The organism is Undibacterium sp. SXout7W, from assembly GCF_049339385.1.
Taxonomy (GTDB): Bacteria; Pseudomonadota; Gammaproteobacteria; order Burkholderiales; family Burkholderiaceae_D; genus Undibacterium.
The window spans coordinates 21755-42779 of record NZ_JBMPPF010000004.1 but is presented as its reverse complement, the minus strand read 5'-3'; the positions used below and the strand labels follow the sequence as shown (position 1 = coordinate 42779).

20 protein-coding genes are annotated in these 21025 nt (G+C 47.7%); 3 read left to right on the top strand and 17 right to left on the bottom strand.

The window, feature by feature from the left end:
• Positions 1-13: 13 nt before the first annotated feature.
• The 7 genes from catA to cheY all read right to left on the bottom strand — a co-directional run bounded on the left by catA (position 14) and on the right by cheY (position 6352).
• On the bottom strand, positions 14-934 hold the full coding sequence (gene catA / locus ACO0LB_RS05445; protein ID WP_423047279.1) for a catechol 1,2-dioxygenase: 921 nt from the start codon (positions 932-934) through the stop codon (positions 14-16).
• A 131-nt stretch (positions 935-1065) separates the two neighbouring features.
• Complete coding sequence (catC, locus tag ACO0LB_RS05440; protein ID WP_423047277.1) at positions 1066-1356, bottom strand: muconolactone Delta-isomerase; 291 nt, start codon at positions 1354-1356, stop codon at positions 1066-1068.
• Positions 1357-1400: 44 nt separating this feature from the next.
• Positions 1401-2510, bottom strand: coding sequence for a muconate/chloromuconate family cycloisomerase (locus ACO0LB_RS05435; RefSeq protein WP_423047275.1), 1110 nt, complete (start codon positions 2508-2510; stop codon positions 1401-1403).
• A 451-nt stretch (positions 2511-2961) separates the two neighbouring features.
• A complete protein-coding gene (locus ACO0LB_RS05430; RefSeq protein ID WP_423047273.1) occupies positions 2962-3876 on the bottom strand; it encodes a LysR family transcriptional regulator in 915 nt (304 codons plus the stop codon).
• Positions 3877-4209: 333 nt separating this feature from the next.
• Complete coding sequence (locus tag ACO0LB_RS05425; protein WP_423047271.1) at positions 4210-5259, bottom strand: HD domain-containing phosphohydrolase; 1050 nt, start codon at positions 5257-5259, stop codon at positions 4210-4212.
• A 59-nt stretch (positions 5260-5318) separates the two neighbouring features.
• Positions 5319-5951 carry a protein phosphatase CheZ gene (locus ACO0LB_RS05420; protein WP_423047269.1) on the bottom strand — a complete coding sequence of 211 codons (633 nt, stop codon included), beginning with the start codon at positions 5949-5951 and terminating at the stop codon, positions 5319-5321.
• The gene (gene cheY, locus ACO0LB_RS05415; RefSeq protein WP_423047268.1) at positions 5948-6352 is read right to left on the bottom strand and encodes a chemotaxis response regulator CheY; all 405 of its coding nucleotides are present in this window, start codon (positions 6350-6352) and stop codon (positions 5948-5950) included. The genes ACO0LB_RS05420 and cheY overlap by 4 nt, the downstream gene beginning before the upstream one ends.
• A gap of 720 nt (positions 6353-7072) precedes the next feature.
• On the opposite strand from cheY, the gene ACO0LB_RS05410 reads away from it, so the two are divergent.
• Positions 7073-7534 carry an acyl-CoA thioesterase gene (locus ACO0LB_RS05410; RefSeq protein WP_423047266.1) on the top strand — a complete coding sequence of 154 codons (462 nt, stop codon included), beginning with the start codon at positions 7073-7075 and terminating at the stop codon, positions 7532-7534.
• A gap of 83 nt (positions 7535-7617) precedes the next feature.
• On the opposite strand, the gene ACO0LB_RS05405 is transcribed toward ACO0LB_RS05410, so the two are convergent.
• From ACO0LB_RS05405 to ACO0LB_RS05375, 7 genes are all read right to left on the bottom strand, one after another.
• Entirely contained in the window at positions 7618-8442 is an 825-nt protein-coding gene (locus ACO0LB_RS05405) for a serine hydrolase (protein WP_423047264.1), read from the bottom strand.
• Between the two features lie 741 nt (positions 8443-9183).
• The gene (denD, locus tag ACO0LB_RS05400; RefSeq protein WP_423047262.1) at positions 9184-10155 is read right to left on the bottom strand and encodes a D-erythronate dehydrogenase; all 972 of its coding nucleotides are present in this window, start codon (positions 10153-10155) and stop codon (positions 9184-9186) included.
• On the bottom strand, positions 10152-10946 hold the full coding sequence (gene otnI / locus ACO0LB_RS05395) for a 2-oxo-tetronate isomerase (protein WP_423047260.1): 795 nt from the start codon (positions 10944-10946) through the stop codon (positions 10152-10154). The genes denD and otnI overlap by 4 nt, the downstream gene beginning before the upstream one ends.
• Before the next feature lie 54 nt (positions 10947-11000).
• Entirely contained in the window at positions 11001-11678 is a 678-nt protein-coding gene (gene otnC, locus ACO0LB_RS05390) for a 3-oxo-tetronate 4-phosphate decarboxylase (RefSeq protein WP_423047258.1), read from the bottom strand.
• Entirely contained in the window at positions 11660-12991 is a 1332-nt protein-coding gene (otnK, locus tag ACO0LB_RS05385) for a 3-oxo-tetronate kinase (protein WP_423047256.1), read from the bottom strand. Before otnK ends, otnC begins: the two co-directional genes overlap by 19 nt.
• Positions 12992-13001: 10 nt before the next feature.
• Positions 13002-13907, bottom strand: coding sequence for an L-threonate dehydrogenase (ltnD, locus tag ACO0LB_RS05380; protein ID WP_423047254.1), 906 nt, complete (start codon positions 13905-13907; stop codon positions 13002-13004).
• Between the two features lie 190 nt (positions 13908-14097).
• The gene (locus ACO0LB_RS05375) at positions 14098-15429 is read right to left on the bottom strand and encodes an MFS transporter (RefSeq protein ID WP_423047252.1); all 1332 of its coding nucleotides are present in this window, start codon (positions 15427-15429) and stop codon (positions 14098-14100) included.
• Between the two features lie 183 nt (positions 15430-15612).
• On the opposite strand from ACO0LB_RS05375, the gene ACO0LB_RS05370 reads away from it, so the two are divergent.
• The gene (locus ACO0LB_RS05370) at positions 15613-16422 is read left to right on the top strand and encodes a FadR/GntR family transcriptional regulator (RefSeq protein ID WP_423047250.1); all 810 of its coding nucleotides are present in this window, start codon (positions 15613-15615) and stop codon (positions 16420-16422) included.
• Positions 16423-16913: 491 nt separating this feature from the next.
• On the opposite strand, the gene ACO0LB_RS05365 is transcribed toward ACO0LB_RS05370, so the two are convergent.
• Positions 16914-17186, bottom strand: a complete 273-nt coding sequence (locus ACO0LB_RS05365; protein ID WP_423047248.1) for a cupin domain-containing protein — start codon at positions 17184-17186, stop codon at positions 16914-16916.
• A gap of 204 nt (positions 17187-17390) precedes the next feature.
• Entirely contained in the window at positions 17391-19604 is a 2214-nt protein-coding gene (katG, locus tag ACO0LB_RS05360; RefSeq protein WP_423047246.1) for a catalase/peroxidase HPI, read from the bottom strand.
• Between the two features lie 307 nt (positions 19605-19911).
• On the opposite strand from katG, the gene ACO0LB_RS05355 reads away from it, so the two are divergent.
• A complete protein-coding gene (locus ACO0LB_RS05355; protein WP_423047244.1) occupies positions 19912-20106 on the top strand; it encodes an integrase core domain-containing protein in 195 nt (64 codons plus the stop codon).
• Positions 20107-20417: 311 nt separating this feature from the next.
• Here the strand turns inward: ACO0LB_RS05355 and ACO0LB_RS05350 are convergent, their stop codons facing one another.
• Positions 20418-20783 (bottom strand): hypothetical protein, encoded by a 366-nt coding sequence (locus tag ACO0LB_RS05350; protein ID WP_423047242.1) that lies wholly within the window; start codon positions 20781-20783, stop codon positions 20418-20420.
• Positions 20784-21025: the final 242 nt, after the last annotated feature.

The following is a 21025-nucleotide window of genomic DNA, read 5'->3' as shown; positions in this document are numbered from 1 at the left end:
AGCGAAAGTGGCTTTAAGCAGCAGCGCGGTTGCGCTCAACTTCTGCCGAAGGCGCTTTTGCTGTATCAGCGTAGAGATGGAAATCAAAGTCGATTGAGGCGAAAGGCGCATTCAGGTCTTTGGCAGAAATCTGATCGGGAGCAGAAATACGTGTGACGGCCGGTACCAGACCTTCACGGCTGGCAAATGCGAAGTCATCCCACAGATATTCGTCGCCATCAATATTGATCTGCGTCGTTAATTTACGATGTCCGTCGGCTGTGACGAAGAAATGGATATGCGCAGGGCGGCGTCCATGGCGACCGAGTAAATCCAGCAGTTGCTGAGTGGTGCCATCCGGAGGACAGCCGTATCCCATAGGCATGATGCTGCGGAACTGATAACGACCATTTTCGTCTGTGATGATGGAACGACGCAGATTGAAAGAGGACTGTGTCTGGTCAAAGAAGGAATAATTACCCAGCAAATTGGCATGCCACACTTCTACCTTGGTATTTGGCAATGGCTTCCCATCTGCACCGTAGACTGTTCCCTGCATGAACAAGACTTCCGCCTTATCACTTTCAGAGCCGTCATCCAAACGCGCAAAGCCTTTGCTTTCGGGGGCGCCAGCAACATACAACGGGCCTTCAATCGTGCGAGGGGTACCGCCGGCCAGACCTGCTTTTGCTTCGGCTTCGTCAGCACGGATGTCGATAAAGCGTTCCAGACCCAGGCCTGGTGTGAGCAGACCAAGTTCATTACGGGCACCTGCAGCAGACAAATATTCCAGACCTTTCCAGAATTCAGACGCCTGAATGTCCAGGTCTTCTATCGCTTTACACAAATCACTCACGAGGCGCAGTACAACCTGTTGCACGCGAGGGTTAGCTGGACGTGTAGCGGAATCAATAATCCAGCTTTTTACAAGGGAATCAATTTCTGTATGTGTCATTTCTGTCTCCAAAAGGAATAGGTCTATATTGAAACAATCGTTACTACGGATTTCTATCAATGCAGCGTCATCGGGATCACCTGCATCATCTGTGCGCGCTCGTGCCGACTCGCTGAACTGCCATCAAACTTTTAGCGATCGTCATCCCGGATCGATGATGGATGACGGCATAAAGGCATGATCTGGATTTGCATATAAGGAAACAGTGGCAGCGTAGAAATCAGGGTATGCAGTTCATCCACACTCTCAACATCAAATACACTGATATTGGCGTACTGCCCTGCGATACGCCATAAGTGACGCCACTTGCCACTTTGCTGCAATGCCTGAGCAATTTCTTTTTCTGTTTTTTTCAACTCAGCTGCCTGTGCTTCTGGCATCGTGACCGGCAAACTGACATCCATTCTTACGTGAAACAACATGCTGCTCTCCTCGATTAACTCTGTTTCGTGATTTTTAACGGGGCTTATTGACGACGCATGAACTGTAATTTTTCCAGATCAATTTCTACGCCCAGACCAGGTTTTTTCGGCACTTCCAGCATGAAATCTTTGTAGACCAGGGGTTCGCGCAAGACTTCTTCTGTCAGCAGTAATGGCCCGAATAATTCTGTGCCAAACGATAAATCGGTAAAGGTAGAGAACACGTGGGCTGACGCAGCAGTTCCGACCGCACCTTCAAGCATGGTGCCGCCATACAGGCTGACGCCGGACAATTGCGCCACGGTTGCGACCTGTAATGCGGGTATCAGGCCACCGGATTGGGTAATCTTGACCGCGAATACATCTGCCGCGTTTTGCATTGCCACCTGATAGGCATCTTGCGGCCCATGCAATGCTTCATCCGCCATGATGGCGACAGAAAAGCGCTGAGTCAGACGTGCCATGGCGGCCATATTTTCTGCACGAACAGGCTGCTCAATCAGATCAATACCGCCAGCCTCAAGAGCCGCGATCCCATTGACTGCATCCATTTCACTCCATGCCTGATTCACATCAACACGAACACTGACCTGATCACCCAGCGCTTTTTTAATCGCCAGAACATGCGCCACGTCATCGGCAACAGAACGTAAGCCAATCTTGAGTTTGAAAATACGGTGACGGCGCAGCTCCAGCATTTTTTCTGCCTCAGCGATGTCTTTCACGGTATCGCCACTGGCGAGAGTCCAGGCAACGGGTAAGGTGTCGCGGACACGACCACCAAGCAACTCGCTGAGAGGAATATTCAGGCGACGTGCCTGAGCGTCCAGCAATGCAGTTTCAATCGCACATTTAGCAAAGCGATTGTCTTGTATGATTTTCCGAATCTTCATCATCGCTTTGGCGACTTGCGATGCGTCCATACCGATCAACAAAGGTGCGATGTGCGTATCAATATTGGTTTTGATACTTTCAGGGCTTTCACCACCGTAGTTCAAACCACCAATCGTTGTGGCCTCACCCCATCCCTCAATGCCATCGGCACAACGCACACGAACCAGCACCAGCGTTTGCGTATTCATGGTTGCAACAGACAGCTTGTGTGGCCGTATTGTGGGCACGTCAACAAGGATGGTTTCTATGCTCTGGATCATATTCAATTTATATAATTTGTTGGATGAAAGGACTATATCCCGATCAAAATAAGGAATCCAACACTGATTTAGTATGATTTCAATACCTTAAAAGTATAAATATTCTTAATAAAATACAATTAAATTTCATCCTGACAACATCAAAATCAAGCTTTAGCAGACATCAAAAAACGAAACGAACGAAGTGACTACAGCACATCACAGCAGACAAGGCAGCGCCATGAAAATGGTGCATAGAGGAGATTTGACATGCAAAACCGGGGGAGTGCCGATTAAATCGGTGAACCGAGATTGAAAGCGAGAGAGAGATCAGCGAAAAATGATCATTCGCAGTAAAAAAGTAGCTAAAACAGCTGGGAAGAAGTGCTGTAAAAGAGAAAAATGAAGAACCCTACACGCGAAGAGTCACTATCGACACATCTCTTTATCGCATAGTTGGCAAGTAAAGAAGCTATAGATCTTCTTTGATATGAGGGATGTTTTCTGCATCGTAAATGGCATAAATCAACTGTAGCAAACTAGATAGCTCGTCGGATTTGTCCATCAGTCTGGCACTGAAAATCACGGGAGAAACCGTATGACGCTCATCCAACTCTACATACAGAACATCATCCCTTTTCATTCTTTGCACACTGGCAGGAACAATCGCGATTCCTTCGCCTGCGGCAACGAGGCCGATTGCAATCTGCAGCTCACGCACTTCCAGAATTTTATTGGGTTGTATCGCACGATCAATAAAAGCGCCAAGTACCTGATCAGCAAAACTGGGGCGGGGAGATTTCGGAAAAATAATCAGTGTTTCCGTCACAAGATCCTTCAGTTTGACTGAGGATGCCAACTCTGACAAAGGATGCCCGACTGGAAAGGCAACCATCATCCGCTCTTCTCTCAATACGATCCGGCGAATGTAAGGATCTTCGTGTTTGATGCGCCCAAAACCAACATCAATCTTGCCTTCTTTCAGTGCCTTAATCTGCTCCATCGTCGTCATTTCATGTAACGTGAGTTCAATATTTTTATGCTCAAGACGAAAGCGACGGATGATTGTGGGCAACTTGCCGTATAAAGTCGACGCGACAAATCCTATCGACAAGGTGCGTTCGATATTACCCACACGCTGTGTCATTGTTTTCAGATCTGCGGCTTTGCCCAATAGTTGCTGGGCATGTGCATAGAAAAACCGACCGGCCTCGGTTAACTTCAATGGTCGTGATCCACGCTCAAACAAAGACACGCCCAGTTCCTCTTCGAGTTGCTGTATCTGGCGACTCAACGGTGGCTGAGCAATAAACAGTCGCTCAGATGCACGGGTAAAATTTCGCTCCTCGGCAACAGCGACAAAATATCTGAGATGACGGAGTTCCATGAAGTGTAGATCACTGCCTTAGATTGCTGATGGGATGATGTTGATAGGCACAACAAAAGAATACATGAGGCGACTGCCTGAGCTTTAACTGGCTGCTCTGTAGTGTCCTTCAAATTACATTAACGATAAACAATAAACAGGCATCTTTTGATTGACATGCACACCAGCTGCCAGCGGCTCGAACAAAGTTTCGTCGCATGCTATAGTTATCGGCAGAGACAGCCTTGCACGTTATACGCTTATTGAAAGAAAAACTCCAGATACGACGCTGCATCATCGTTGTGCGGCACATTACATTCACAAAGATGAAAATAAAAAATGCACGCACAAACGCTATTCATCATGCTTTGCGCGTATCTGTAATACTTCGTCCCATGTCGAGAAAAAAGCTTGTACACATGCGGGGTCAAAGTGCGTACCTGAACTATCTCTGATCAAATCACAAGCACGGTCAATATCCCATGCCGGTTTATAGGGACGTGATGAAGTCAGGGCATCAAAGACATCTGCAACAGCAACGATCCGACCAAACAAAGGGATATCATCGCCCTTCAGACCACGAGGATATCCACTACCATCATATTTCTCATGATGACTTAATGCGATTTCAGTCGCCGCCTTTAACAGCACCGACTCACTGCCATCAAGAATTTCTGCACCGATTGCGGCATGTGTTTTCATGATCGTCATTTCTTCGTCAGTCAACCTGCCTGGCTTTAATAAAATCTGATCAGGAATACCCATTTTCCCGACATCATGCATGGGAGCCGCATGCAATATCAACTCCTGATCTTTGGCTGATAGGCCGAGATTCTTCGCAATCATTTTTGAATAGTGCGCCATCCGTAAAATATGCGCACCGGTTTCGGGATCACGATACTCAGAGGCGCGCGACAAGCGGTGAATAATTTCTTTTTCCTGCAACACCATCGCTGCTGTCGCCTTACGTACCTCTTCCGCGAGCCAGTCAGCACGATTGACTTGCTCAAGCTGGAACTGCCGCAAGCTCAGCATATTCGACACGCGCGCCCGCAGTTCAAATTTATTGACCGGTTTAGTCAGGAAATCATTGGCACTCATTTCCAGCGCTTTATAACGCACGTCGTTATCAGCGTCCGCCGTCGCCATAATCAGCGGAATACTGGCCTTGCCCGGTATTTCTCTGAATGAGGCGATAAACTCCAGACCATCCATTTCCGGCATCATATAATCAACCAGAACCAGATCGGGCTCATTCACTTCCGACCATTGCAAGGCATCACGCGCTCGTTCAAAGCAAATGACTTCCACATCTGGAATCGCTTTGAGCAAATAGGAAAAAAATTTCAGATTAGTCGGATCATCATCGATGATCAGGATGTTCATTTTCCTAATTTGCGTCATGAAGTCACCTGTAAAGTAGACGAAAGTACCGACGTTACTGACGGTAAAAACATCGGTGTTTAAAAACCTAAATCTGCCAATAAATCATCAACATCGGTTTGTTCCAGCGCCACGCTGCCGGGAGCACCAGGGCCCGCCATAATCTCTTCTTTTTTCACCACGGACATCGTGCCCGGAGGTGCAGCATCAATCAGCAGACGCAACAAATCATTTTCTGTACGCGTCAGCAAGCCGACGACTTTTTTGATCAATTGCCCAGTCAAATCCTGAAAATCCTGTGCCATCATAATATCGGACAATGCGGCATACGTTGTGTCGCAATGTAATTGCGTCGCTGAGAGCATCAGACTGGTTGCTGCTTTTAATTCAGCAAAACCAGTTGCGTCCAGAGTATCAAAATCGACCGCATCCCACTTCTGCTGCACATCGTTCGCCTGACGGGACAAACGTTGCTGCATAGGACTGGTTTCTTCTACTTTGGTCAATACCTTGTTTGCAGCATTTTCGGTCAGGCTAGCAATATGGACTAACCGTTCACGTGCTGATGGAAATTCGCTGACGGCCTCTGCAAGTACGTGTCCGGCGCCAATTTCGTTCAATGCATCATGCAGCGAGCGTACGATCCCACCCAGACGACCAAACACCTCTACTTCTGGCGCCACGGCCAGCTCTTCGATTGAGATATCGTTCATGCTGCTATTCCTTTCTTACTCATGATTTTCTCCAGCTTATCACTCAACGTACCGGCATTAAACGGTTTCACGATATAACCATCAGCACCTGCTTGTGCCGCTGCAATGATGTTCTCTTTTTTTGCTTCCGCAGTCACCATCAGCACGGGCAAATGTGACAAGTCCGGCTCCTTGCGAATATTCTTCAACAAATCCAGACCATCCATCTTTGGCATATTCCAATCGGATATAACAAAATCAATAGAGTTCAGTATATCGTTATTTTTTAATAACTTTAATGCCTGTTCACCATCTTCTGCCTCGGTAATTTTGGTATATCCCAGTTCTTTGAGTAAATTGGCGACAATTCGTCGCATCGTAGAAAAATCGTCTACAAGTAAAAAATGAAGTGATGAGCTCATCGTCTATACCTCAATGTATTTGATTATTTTTTTTAAAAAAGTTGTTCGTTACTCGATGCCATCGCCCCCCCTTGTCTGATAGTCCTTAATCTGCTGATCAGCAGCATGGTGGCTTGGTCTGCGACCACTAACACCTAGCAGCTCACATTGCTCTGAAACACAATGAAAGCTTGGCAATGCCACTTACAATCAAAATGAAATCACACTTACGCCTTCGGTTACCCTGATTTCTACTCAGTTTAAAAAAGGAAAATCAGTTGATATCGCGACAACGCGCAATATGAATCAGGTACTATTCAGGCGGCGGATCGGGGCCGGTGAAGCATCAACGGTACGGTTGATTAACCGTTTTTCGTCGATGATATCTGGCGAATCACTTCAGTGACGGGGGAAGGGTCACCGGGTTTGGTAGCGCTGAAGACTATCTGATGGCCAGATAAATAAGATGGTACATCAATATTTCCCCGAGGAAATTAAATGAAACAAAGTTTAACACTCAGCTAAAAACAATCATTCGCATGGTTTGTTGCTATCATCGATTAATATCAACAGGATTGACACAAAACTCCCCAGCAGCGTTTGAGTAGGCATACCATCCCAGTGCAGACTGCGTTGTCTTCGTCGCCATTACCTGTCGGGACAATTTTGCGTAAGTTCAAATCAAATCAAAAAATAGCGTATTGGCAATCGCCCTACTCTGATTATTAGCTGAAAAAGGAAATGAATATGGTTTGGGATTATCCAAACGCATTTACACTGCGCGTCACCCCAGGAATTGCAGATATTGACGGATTAAATCATACCAATAACGCTGTATATGTCCGCTGGTGTGAAAACATAGGCTGGACACATTCTGAAAGTTTGGGATTGAGTCTGGAGGATTACCACAGACTGGATAGGGCTATGGCGATACGGCAAGCTTCTTATGATTATTTGCTGCCAACCATATTGAATGAAGAGTTGCTGCTCGCCACCTGGCTGGTAGCGAGCGATGGAAAAATCACGATGGAACGACGCTTTCAACTGATTCGTGAAAAAGACAAGGCCGTCGTCATGCGTGGCCATTGGAATTTGGTGTGCATAGAAGTGAGCAGCGGAAAAGTACGCAGAATGCCAGCTGAGTTCAGCGATCTCTACCTACCGGCCATCGTGACACACAATACCAACCTGAAAGCCCCATGAAGTTGATGAGCGGCTCACAATTCATCGCTGATTGCTAATCGCTTACGCAGGCGGCCAATTTTTCAGCTGATAACGGCCTATCTTCACCGTACCAGTGGCTGAGTTTGACCTGCAACCAAAGATGGCTTGCTGATCAAACGCCTAATATTGACCGCATCCAAAAAGCGCGATGAACTGGCTTGTGCGTTCAACAAAACTAAGGTGGCATTTTTTCCTCCATGTTTAAACCGCATGATCAAACATTTGCCAGCTTCATTGGTAAAGCCCGTTTTTGACAACAAAATATCCCAGCCCTTTTTACCCACCAGCTGATTGGTATTGCGAAACTTCACTTGCCGATGATTAATCTGTATCAGATCTGAACTATCGGTCGTGATATCAGCAATTTCAGGATAGCGCGCAGCCGCAGTCGCCATCCTGACCAGATCACTCGCGGTAGAGGTGTTATGTGGAGAAAGGCCGGTCGGTTCTTCTATCACTGTATGGCGCATACCGAGCACTTTGGCTTTTTCCTGCACTGCCCGTAAAAACGCAGTGATTCCCCCCGGATATGTGCGTGCCAGGGAGGCAGCGGCACGGTTGTCAGAGGACATCAATGCCAATTGCAGCACTTCGTGACGCGGCAATTCAGCACCAACCGGGACATGAGAAACGCTATGCTTCAGATTATCGACATCGGCAGCATCAATCGCAATTTTCTCATTCATATCTTGCTTACGATCCAGAATGACCATCGCTGTCATCAGTTTGGTCAGCGATGCTATCGGTGCGACGACATCCGCATTTTTTTCATAGAGCACTTTATTACTACCATCTTCCACCACCATCGCGTATCTTGAGTTCAGCGAAAATGCAGAAGCACTGCCAATACAAAAAAATGAGATACAAAATACAAACTTATTCAACATCGGTGTAGTCATCAAAAATAATTATGTCGCTAAAAATACTGCTGAACGGTGCGTGCCAGAGAGTATCAAATTCAAGAGTATTTCCTCAGAACGAATATGTCTCAACATCTGAAGTATTAACTAGGTGAAAGACTCTATCGGAAATACATCATATGCACGCTGATTTTGGGTTCTTTATAAAGAGCGCTGGGAGCCATGTTACCTTCCCAGATGCAGACTAAGGGCAGGATTGTACCTGTTGACACTAGTATCGCTGATGTTTTAATGAAGAAAATTTCACAGACTGACATAACAAGCTGACATTAGCGTCTGCCCAGATTTTGCAATGAGATAGATCCAACTTGGGCTAAAGTAGTCCGATTAGATCAAAATCTGATGTGATAGGTGCAGATGGAAGTATTTTTGACGTTATTGCAGCAGAATATCATCACGGACAAGAACCACTACATAACGGAATTACAGCCGACGAAGCTCTGCGAGTCGCTACGATTACCTCCAAAAAAATGCCTGCACTATTGATTAAGATGATCAATAGTGCAGGCACGACTACAAAATAAAAAAGGAGTTCGGCTACTCAAGTAAATCAAACTGACTCATCCATCCGCGCAGGAGCAAAGGGAGGATCTGCCTGGCAACAACTGCATGATATCTTTTAACAAAGTTTTTCAAATTTGGCAGAAAAGCTGACCAAAACCGATTTACTCTCTGATCAGCACTCGGGAATTTTCCTGAATCGCAATATCAACTCAACTCATCTTCAATATACGCCCGGATAATGCTGGCAAAATCCTTATCAGCAGATAACCCCATTGATACAGCACGGCTGGCATTCCAGGCAGCAGGCCAACTTTTAACGATACGTTCAATGGCCGGATCAATCTCAAAACTGATACGAGCAGCAGCATCCGCTCCAGATACCTGCTCAAGTGCCGCAATCATTTGCCCGACACTCACGGATAAACCCGGCAAATTGAGTGTTCGCTGGCTTCCCAGAGTTTCAGCAGAAAGCTCATGCCCTGCAATGAGAGCATCAACCGCTCGACGTGGTGACAGCAACCACAAGTTCAGATCAGTGGACACCGGACAAACTGCGTCAAGACCATTCAACGGCTCACGGATAATGCCACTGGCAAACGAAGAGGCCGCCTTGTTCGGCTTGCCGGGACGTACACTGATAGTTGGCAAGCGCAACACACGACCATCAATGTAGCCTTTGCGGCTATAGTCGTTGAGCAGCAATTCGCCGATCGCTTTTTGCGCACCGTATGAAGACTGTGGATTGAGTGCAGTCGTATCCTGCACCACATCAGGCAATTGGCCGCCATACACAGCGACGGAGCTGGTAAACACCACCTTGGGCTTGTGCCCTAGTTCGCGGCAAATATCCAGCAACAGACGCGGAGCATCCAGATTAATGCGCATCCCCAAATCAAAGTCTGCTTCCGCCTGACCACTGACGATCGCGGCCAGATGAAAAATAGAACTCGTCGCATGATCAAGGACCTGACGCATTAATCCGTCATCGGCAATATCACCAGTAATAACGCGTACTCGTTGATCCGAAAAATCATGCGCTGCGACAACGTCGAGCAACACCAGCTCGCTGATGTCTTGTAACTGACCATGGCTATCGCGAAGTTGACCGAGCGTAAGCAATTGCCTCGCCAGCCGCTGTCCGAGGAAACCAGCGCCACCTGTAATAAGAATTTTCATGCCTTGACTCCTTGTTCTGTAGCCGCCTTCAACCATCCCAAGCCATCTTCTGTACGACCACGTGGCCGGTATTCGCATCCTACCCAACCGTCGTAGCCTGATTCATCAAGTAATTTAAATAAGTAAGGATAATTAATCTCACCATCATCGGGTTCGTTGCGGCTTGGGACACTGGCAATCTGCACATGGCCTATCCCGTCAGCATATTTTCGGAAGCACATCGCCAGATCGCCTTCAACGATCTGCGCATGATAAAAATCCATTTGCACCTTGACGTTGGCCTCTCCTGACTCTTCCCGCAACGCGTGCGCCTGTGACTGGGAATTCAAAAAATAACCTGGCATGTCACGACCATTGATGGGTTCAATCAACAAACTGATGCCATGTGCTGCCAATGCACGGGCAGCGTATTGCAAGTTGGCGAGGTACTGCGCACGATATAACGACAGATCAGCGTCGGCAGGTACCAGACCAGCCATCATATGCACTCGCTTAGTACCAAGTGCAATTGCATATTCGATACCGCGCGCTACTCCAGCCTGAAACTCTGAGGCACGTCCAGGTAAGGAAGCAATGCCCCGCTCACCCGCAGCCCAATCGCCCGGCGGCAAATTGAATAAAACATTTTCTAATTGATTCTGATGTAACCATGAGGCTACTTCTTGCGGACTATTGTCATAAGGAAAAAGAAATTCGACAGCGCTAAAACCCGCTGCTGCTGCCGCAGCAAAGCGTTGGGGAAAAGCGAGCTCATTGAACATCATTGTCAAATTGGCGGCAAATTTTGGCACAGTGACACTCCAGTTTTAATATATGGTGTTTTGGTGACGGATTGAATGAACAATCTAAATATCAAGCTTAAAGTTCGTTTTAAGATCATCAATTTGCTGCGCATCCAGCGGTCGGACTGGTACATCCCGCAACAATAAGAATAATTTCGCGGTTTCTTCCAGTTCTTCAGCTGCATATACGGCAGCTTCAATTGAACTGCCCGATACGACGGGCCCATGATTGGCTAACAGTACTGCAGAATGTTTGCAGGCCAGCGCACCGATGGCTTCTGCCAATTCAGGATCACCGGGACGATGGTAAGGCAACAGAGGAAGTCGTCCTATCTTCATCACAAAGTAAGGGGTGAGAGGCGGGATACAATCATCATGATTCAATCCGCACATGCAAGAGACTGCTGCAGAATAAGTCGAGTGTAAATGAACAATCGCGCTGGCCTTGTCACGCTGTTGATACATTGCGCGGTGCAGGAATGCTTCCTTGGAAGGCTGTTCGCCACTGATCAACCGCCCATCCCAATCCAGTTTGGCCAATGTCGCCGGATTCAACTTTCCGAGACTGGCATTGGTTGGCGTAAGTAGCCAGCCATCCTCCAGACGCACGCTGAGATTGCCGCTGCTGCCCGAAGTAAGGCCACGTTCAAACAGAGAAAGGCCGAAAGCGGCGATCTGCTCGCGCTGACGCATTTCCTCGGGCTGCGTATGTATCGCCGTAGTCATGGTAAATACTTCCATGCTTTCAGAAAGAAATCTTCACTGCCAAAATTGCCTGACTTGAGCGCCAATGCCAATGGCGGCAATGAATGAGACGAAAGTGACGAAGTATCATCACAACGCTGCTCCGGTATTGCACTAGTCCAGGGTACACCCGGGTCAATTTCCGGCCCTATACGCAAACCAGATACGCCCAGCGCCTTGACTACGGCACCCGAAGTTTCGCCACCAGCGACAATCAATTGCCCGACACCTAATTTCACCAGTCCGAGCGCAATCGCCGCCAAGGTATGCTCCACCAGACTACCTGCCTGCTCGACGCCCAGTTTTGCCTGCACTGACTTTACTGTTTCAGGAGTAGCAGTGGCATAAAATAAGATGGGAACATTACCCAGATGCAGAGCCGCCCATTTCAACGCGGAACCGACGACATCCACATGCTCTGCCAGCAATAATGGATCAACATGAAATGCTGCAGACTGCGCACGCATCACGTCGACCTGGCGTTGTGTTGCCACTGAACAGCTACCGGAAATGACAGCACGCAATCCGCCGACTGCCGGCAATTGATGAGCAAGCGTCTTGTTGTGAGTATCCGCAGAAAGCAAGCCGCGCCGCCGAAAATTTTCTGGCAAACCGAGTGCAATACCCGATCCCCCTGTGACTAATTGCATATCAGCGCAAGCCAATCCAATTTCCAGCAAATCACGGTTGGACACAGCGTCAACAATGGCAAATTTTTTGCCTTCTTCACGCAATGAATGAAAGTGATGGGCAATCGCGGCGCTGCCCTGCTCGACGATTGCATAGTCGGTCAGACCAACCTTGCCACTCACCTGTTGTTGCAACACTCTGACCAGATTCGCATCCGTCATTGGAGTTAAGGGGTGATTGCGCATACCCGACTCATTCAGCAACTCTTTGCCTACGAATAAATTGCCTTGATAAATGGTACGTCCGTTTGCTGGAAAAGCAGGACAAGCAATCGTAAAGTCGGTATTCAACGCCTGCATCAAAGCTTCAGCCACAGGACCAATATTCCCCTGCGGAGTGGAATCAAAGGTCGAGCAATATTTAAAATAATATTGCTGACAATCCGCCTGCTGAAGCCAGTGTAACGCCGCGAGCGATTCTGCCACCGCCTCAGATGGTGAAGTCGTGCGTGATTTAAGTGCAATCACCACTGCATCAACATCTTCAAAGTATTGAGCATCAAAGGGCGTAGCCGGAACACCGATTAATTGTACGGTGCGCATGCCCGCTTTTACCAGCATGCCTGCCAGATCTGTTCCACCCGTAAAATCGTCGGCGATGCATCCAAGTAAAACTGCCATATGATTATCCTCAGAGCGTTTTATTGACTGGCAAGGTTATTCCCGGGAATACCTTGACGACAGCAGAATCATCTTGTGTACCGTAACCAGCCGCTGAGGCCTGCATGAACATCTGATGCGCGGTAGCGGACAGCGGCAAAGGAAACACATTTTTTTTCGCATAATCCAGCACGATACCGAGATCTTTAACGAAAATATTAACGGCAGACAGCGGCGTATAATCGCCCTTCAGAATATGTGGTACACGATTCTGAAACATCCATGAGCTGCCAGCGCTATTGGAAATAACTTCATAGAGCGCATCAGGATCACAACCTGCCCTCAAACCCAATGCCATTGCTTCTGCTGCGGCGGCAATATGCACACCGGCCAACAATTGATTAATCATTTTTACTTTTGAGCCTTGTCCGGGACGATCGCCAAGCCGATACAATTTGGCACAGATAGCCTTAAACAAATCAGCGCATACAGTGAAAGTCTCTGGATCGCCTGCCGCCATGACCGACATTTCACCGCTGGCAGCTTTGGCGGCGCCACCAGAAATCGGCGCATCAATAAAACGCAACCCCACAGCAGACAAACGAACGCCAAGCTCCTCAGCAAACTCCGGCGCCACTGTCGCGCTGGCAATGACCACGGTCCCTGGCGTCAGATGAGCAGCCGCTCCGTGCTCACCAAACAATACCTGCTCAGTTTGTTGAGCATTGACGACGACGATCAGTAAGGCATCGACTTTATCGCCAAATTCTGCAGGAGAAGCTGCTGCATGTGCACCCGCATCAACCAGTTTTTGTACTGCCTCTGGTCTCATGTCACAGGCATGCACTTCAAAACCTGCTCGTAATAAGGATTGAGCGATACCCATACCCATTGCGCCAAGGCCGATTACCCCAACGCGTTTGATTTGCTCTGTCATTTAATTTACTCCGGTTTCAGAAAGTACGGGAATTTCCCGCTCCCCATCCGGTAAAGCTGAACGCAACCGGACAGGGACGTAGTGATTATTTGGTGATTATTGAGTGACTAAATACATCTCGCGAGTACCTGCCTGAAAGTTGGCTGACTTGAAGGCGGCCATCTCCAGCACAAGTACTACAGAAATCCCATTACCGATTCACCAGGCGCGCCGGTACAGTCAGCACTACAGCAGCGCCAGCCAAAAGTACGGCCGCCAATACGTAGAGTGCGATGTCAGTTGATTGCGTCATATCCTTGATCGCACCGATGAGGAAGGGACTGACAAAACCAGCCAGATTACCAATGGAATTAATCGCTGCAATACCTGCCGCAGCAGCTACGCCGCTCAGAAACGAAGTTGGCAAACTCCAGAACAAGGGGGCTGACGACAAGACTCCAGCTGCGGCAATCGTCAGGAACATGATCGCGATTCCGGTATTCGTTGTACCAGCCAGTGCGCTACCGACTAGGCCGACTGCGCCGAGCAACATAGGAATGACCAAGTGCCAACGACGTTCCAGGTACTTGTCTGAGCTGCGCCCCAATACCAGCATTGCAACGACTGCTGCAGAATACGGAATGGCAGTGAACAGACCAATATTCAATACGCCTTTAATACCCGCCGTCTTAATCAATGTTGGCATCCAGAAGGTCAATCCATATTGGCCCATGACACAACAAAAATAAATCAGAGCCATGATCCAGACACGGGAATCACTAAACATGGCGCGCAATGACGGATGCTCCACTTTACTTTTTGCATCTTGCTCAATACGCTGCTCGAGCAAATCTTTCTCGGCGGTAGTCAGCCATTTCGCTGAGCGTATACCGTCGTCCAGATAGATCAATACGGCCAGACCGAGAACAATTGCTGGTATCGCTTCGATGACAAACATCCATTGCCAACCAGTTAAACCATTCACGCCAGCAAACGACTCCATAATCCAGCCCGACAAAGGGCCACCGATGACACCCGCCAGCGGAATCGCAGTCATGAAGGTACACACCATGCGCGAACGACGTGCCGCCGGATACCAGTATGTCAGGTACAAAATAATTCCCGGGAAAAATCCTGCCTCCGCCAAACCCAGGAAAAAGCGCATCACATAGAAAGTGAATGGCGTACTAACGAACATGAAAGCGCCAGAAATGACTGCCCACGTGAGCATAATGCGGGCAATCCAGACCCTCGCGCCCACCTTGTGCAAGATGACGTTACTAGGAACTTCAAATAAAAAATAACCAAAGAAAAAAACTCCGGCGCCAAGACCAAATACAGTATCACTGAACTTCAGGTCAGATAACATTTGCAATTTAGCAAATCCCACATTAACCCGGTCAAGATAGGCAACGATATAGCAAAGCATCAGGAACGGCACGATGCGCCAGGTGACTTTACGATAAATGGAGACCTCATCCAGCGAGGTCTGGGCAAACGCGGAACTGCGATCCCCGTTAGTAAACGTTTCAGAAAGTTGCATTGCTGTCTCCTGTTACTGGTTATCAATAATACTTGCCTGATTTTTAGTAGCCACAAGGTATGGCTGGCAAGTTGTTCTTTATTTGTTTGGTTGTATATTATTTGTCTAATTAATGTATGTCAAGCTGTATATTTGTATAATGCAACTGCGACATTCAGCACATTTTCAGCAAGGAAGTACCGTATGGACAACACCATCTCATTCACCATGCCAGAACCAGATTTAGAGCACGGAGGCTTCACTACTGGCACCCTGGCCTCACGCGTTGCAGATAAATTGCTGCAAAAAATTCGTAGTGACAAACTGGAGCCAGGTACTCGCCTGCCCTCAGAGCAATCAATGGCGTTGCACTTTGCTGTCAGCCGTACCGTGCTGCGCGAAGCGATTGCCTTGCTGAAGGCTGACGGCGTTCTGAATACGCGCAAAGGTAGTGGAACTTTTGTCTGCGCTTCCGAGAACGACACTGGTGATGAAATGACTGAGCAATCGGTACAGTCGCTGCTCAACCTGATCGAGGTGAGGCGCGGCCTTGAATCGGAAACGGCTGCGCTAGCCGCAGTACGCCGGACACCCGGACAACTGGCAGAAATCGAACATGCGCTGCGGCGCATTGAGGAATCTGTCGCCACTGGAATTGACGGGGTAGAAGAGGACGTGCGTTTTCACCTTTGCATTGCGGCAGCTACTGGCAATCCCTATTGGGAAAAATTTGTGGAAATGTTCGCTCAGCCTATCCGCGCGGCAGTCAAGGTAACCCGTGCTAACGAAGCGCGGCGACTCGATTTTTCTAAGCAGGTACAACAGGAGCATGAAAAAATCGTTAGCGCCATTGCCGCCGGCAATCCAGAACTGGCACGCATTGCTGCCACCGAACACATGGTTCACGCAGCAGAGCGCGTACGGCAGGCGGACAGGGAATTCTGGAGCGGGAATGGTGGTGAATTAGCACGCCACCTGAGTAGTGACCCTATTATGCAAAAATCGGATAAGTGAATTTCAGACAGGATAGACAAACGACATTGGTCAGTCGGTCAGATACAGACAAAGTGAATCTGTTCAAATCTGTCGCATACCGTCATGACAAACCTATATTCCGATGCCGCGAGCGTACTGGGAGCACACTCGTCATAGCAGCATCATTGTGAAGATAGAATGCCTGCGGCAAAGTTACTACAACGCTCTGGAATTATGGTACCCAGCATTCAGAGGGTGCCATCCAGTCAACATCAAATAAAACAATTGGCGATTACTTCGAAAAAACTTTAAGTAAAAATTTTCGACCTCACACTAACTTACGATCTTCTGATCGCAATTATCTTCTTCATCATGCCGGAATCAACTTATTCAGAGGGTGATTAATCAGCCCATTTTTTTTGAATTTCTCTGAATACGTCCTGTATCTGAATAAATTTTTCAACCGGCACAGGATCAAGTGGTCGATTTATTTGCAGCAACAGAACCGATAAATATGTTTTCTTAAAAAATTAATTTTTCCTGGCCGCCCAGAATACCGCTCCCTCGTGACCATATTTTTCGCTGTGCATGATGTTCCGTGGCACCTTGAATGCATCACCTGTCTTTAAGTGTCGTATCTGACCACCCATTGTGAGCCAGTATTCACCTTGCACCACCACGGCATCCGTGTCAAAAGGGTGTGAGTGCATTTTGTTCTCTGTATCCGGCTCCCAATGGCGAACCAACACTTCATCAAAACCCAGTCTGAGCTTTTCATCTTTGAAAGTTTCAAAATCTTTCATAAATCCTCTCTTGATTTATGTGGATTGGATATGGTTGGGGAACAGCAGGCTTTCACTGCTCATCCTCCGTCTTAGCTGACAAAAATCCAGTGAAGATAATTCATCGTCGATGAACCATCATGCTTTCAAGCTATCAGTAGCTTGTTGCAGATGATCCATCATTGGTTTTTCTTTGCTGGCGATAAGTAAAAAATACAGGCAAATTTACTTCACATCGAAACGATCAAGATTCATCACCTTGGTCCACGCGGCAACGAAGTCTCGCACGAATTTGCCAGCGTTATCGCTTTGTGCATAGACCTCAGCAATAGCACGCAACTGCGAATTCGAACCAAAAGCCAGATCAACGCGGGAAGCTGTCCATTTCAATGCACCGGTCTTACGATCACGACCTTCGTAAACGTTGTCATCAATAGGTTTCCAGGCAGTAGACATATCAACCAGGTGAGTAAAGAAGTCTGTCGTCAATTGCCCCACACGTTCGGTAAATACACCTTGCTGACTACCTCCATGATTGGCACCAAGCACACGCAGACCTCCGACCAGGACGGCCATCTCAGGGGCGGACAGAGTCAGCAATTGCGCCTTGTCTATCAACATTTCTTCGGGGGACACGCGAAAAGCCTGTTTGCGATAGTTGCGGAATCCATCCGCTTGCGGCTCAAGTACAGCAAACGATTCTGCATCTGTTTGCTCTGCCAAGGCATCAGTACGACCTGGCGTAAAAGGCACCTCTACGACGTGACCAGCGGCTTTGGCTGCAGCTTCGACACCAGCGTTACCCGCCAGAACGATCAAATCGGCCATAGAAATTTGCTTTGCTTCAGACTGGTTTGAGTTGAAGCTGTCGCGGATAGTTGCCAGCGTAGCCAGAACCCGCACCAATTGTTCAGGCTGGTTTGATTCCCAATCTTTCTGAGGTGCGAGGCGAATACGTCCACCATTTGCGCCACCACGTTTGTCGCTGTTTCGGTAAGTCGATGCCGAAGCCCAAGCAGTAGAGACCAGCTCCGCCACGGAGAGGCCACTGGCCAATACCTTTGCTTTGATCTGGATTGCGTCCCGATCATCAACCAAAGGGTGTGTGACCGCAGGCAATGGGTCTTGCCAGATCAAATCTTCAACGGGTACCTCGGGACCAAGGTACAGGCATTTGGGTCCCATATCACGATGAGTCAGCTTGAACCAGGCACGAGCATAGGCATCGGCAAACTCTTCGGGATGGTCATGAAAGTGGCGGGCAATTTTTTCATAATCAGGATCGAAACGCAGCGAAAGATCAGCTGTGGTCATCTGTGGCGGATGCTTTTTATCGGGATCGTGGGCATCAGGAATCATGTCTTCGTTTGCCACGTCTTTAGCTCGCCACTGGATGGCACCGGCTGGGCTCTTGATCTGTTCCCACTCATACTTGAACAGCACGCGAAGATAACCCATATCCCATTGGGTCGGGTTAGGTTTCCATGCACCTTCGAAACCACTCGTTGTGGTATCGCCAGCCTTTCCGCTTCCGTACTGATTGATCCAGCCAAAACCCATTTCCTCGATCGGAGCGGCTTCCGGCTCGGGACCAACAAGGGAGGGATCGCCTGCACCATGCATCTTGCCAAACGTATGGCCACCAGCCACCAATGCGACAGTTTCGTAATCATTCATCGCCATACGCGCAAAGGTCTCGCGTACATCGCGGCCAGAGGCAACGGGATCAGGCTTGCCATCGGGACCTTGTGGATTCACATAAATCAGGCCCATCTGTACGGCAGCAAGGGGATTTTCGAGTGCACGATCCCCACTGTAGCGACTATTGGGTTTGTCGCTGGTGGCCAGCCATTCCTGCTCTGCCCCCCAATAAATATCCTCTTCGGGTGCCCAGATATCAACACGACCACCACCGAAGCCAAAAGTCTTAAAGCCCATTGATTCCATTGCCACATTGCCAGCGAGAATGAACAAGTCAGCCCAAGAAATCGCATTGCCATATTTTTGCTTAATCGGCCACAACAAGCGCCGTGCTTTGTCGAGATTGCCATTGTCCGGCCAACTATTGAGAGGAGCGAAACGCTGGTTACCGGTGTTTGCACCGCCACGTCCATCTGCGGTGCGATAGGTACCTGCAACGTGCCAGGCCATACGAATCATCAAACCGCCGTAATGTCCCCAGTCGGCTGGCCACCAGTCCTGGCTATCGGTCATCAAGTTCGTCAAATCCTGCTTAAGCGCGTTGAAATCGAGTTTCTTGAAAGCCTCGGCATAGCTAAAATCTGGATCCATCGGGCTGGATTGTGGCTGATGCTGATGCAGAATAGACAGATTAAGCTGATTCGGCCACCAATCTGCATTGGACTGCGCGCCCTGTTGTGCGCGTGTGCCACCAGCGTCATGGAACGGACATTTGGCAGTTGCGGGAATTTGATTCATGTTTGATCTCCGTGTTCAATTAAAAATTGGCCAAACTATTCAATACATTTCAAAGACGCCCCCCCAAAGCGGCAGGCATTTCTTATCAATGCAACGTCGACAAAAAAGTGTTCACTTAACACTGATGTTAAATCATAGAAACTTTACATAAACTTCATGTACTTTACTTGAGCATTAATTTTCGTTCAGCTAATCAATTATGTCCAAGCGATTGTTTTAATCTATCAAATAGCGAACCGCTATCAAGAACAAATGTGTCGCCGCTACAAACATACACACCGATAACCGTACTGAGTTTGCCGGAAAAGTGCTGGATGCACGAGCCTATGAAAAAGATTTAAAGTTCCACTTTATCGAGCTGGGCAAGCTACAGCAAAATGCCTGCATTGAGCGTTTCAATGGCAAATTCAGGAATGAATGTTTAAATGAGCGTTGGTTTATATCGATGTGGTATGCCAAGGTAATCGTAGGAGAATGGCATCAGGACTACAATGAACAATGACCGTACAACGCAATTGGCTATCTGACGCCGCATCAATTTGCAGACAGTTTTTTAACCGCGGACTCTGATTTGGTTTCGTATTAATTTTTGGGGGGCAGGTCAGAGTGACATCAAATATAAGACATACCTATTTCACTCATATCTTTGTTAAAAATTTGCGCACTCTATACATCAACAGATGTTGATTCTTTATTTTGTCAGAAGTTGCTATGGGCAAGCCGCTCGGTGAAGCAGAAAACCCAACGTCGTAACTCGCAAATTATTAAGCTATACAGTAGGAATCTATCTGCGTCAGGAAGGGATGACGTTCATTAAAATCTATGTTCGTCGACAAGATGTTTGTTGAAACTGTATTTACTACCACCTTGCAGAATATCAACTAATTTTTTAGGATTGGAGGCAGAGATAAAGACATCGGCAACACCATCTTTAACCCGAAATTTAGTTGCAGGACTCAGGATTGAATTCGCCTTAATCGTTAAATGTCGAATAATTTTTGCCTTTTCACTACAGATCAGAAAGTGGATCTCTTTCTTGAAGTAAGCCAATGGTATGTTCAACCACCAGCCTTCGTCACTGACATAGCGAACGACATGAGAAAACTGCGTATTACCTTCGTTGAGTAAATTGACGCGTAAAGATTCGTTCGCAATTTGTATGGCTTCGGATTTATTCATTATGAACTTTTAGGAAATATCCATGGTTTTAGTGTGTAGACATGCTCAAAATAATTGCTTATCTACGTAATCATGATCCCTGTATGTGGATTACGAGTTGCAAAAATATTCTCAAGTCTAATCGCGCACTCATGAATTGGACATGAATTTTTGTGTGCCAAATTTACGGCCCACAAAATGGCACGAATTATTTTTCGCGCCATTTTATTTGGCGCCATGATAGCCCAATCAGTCATCAATAG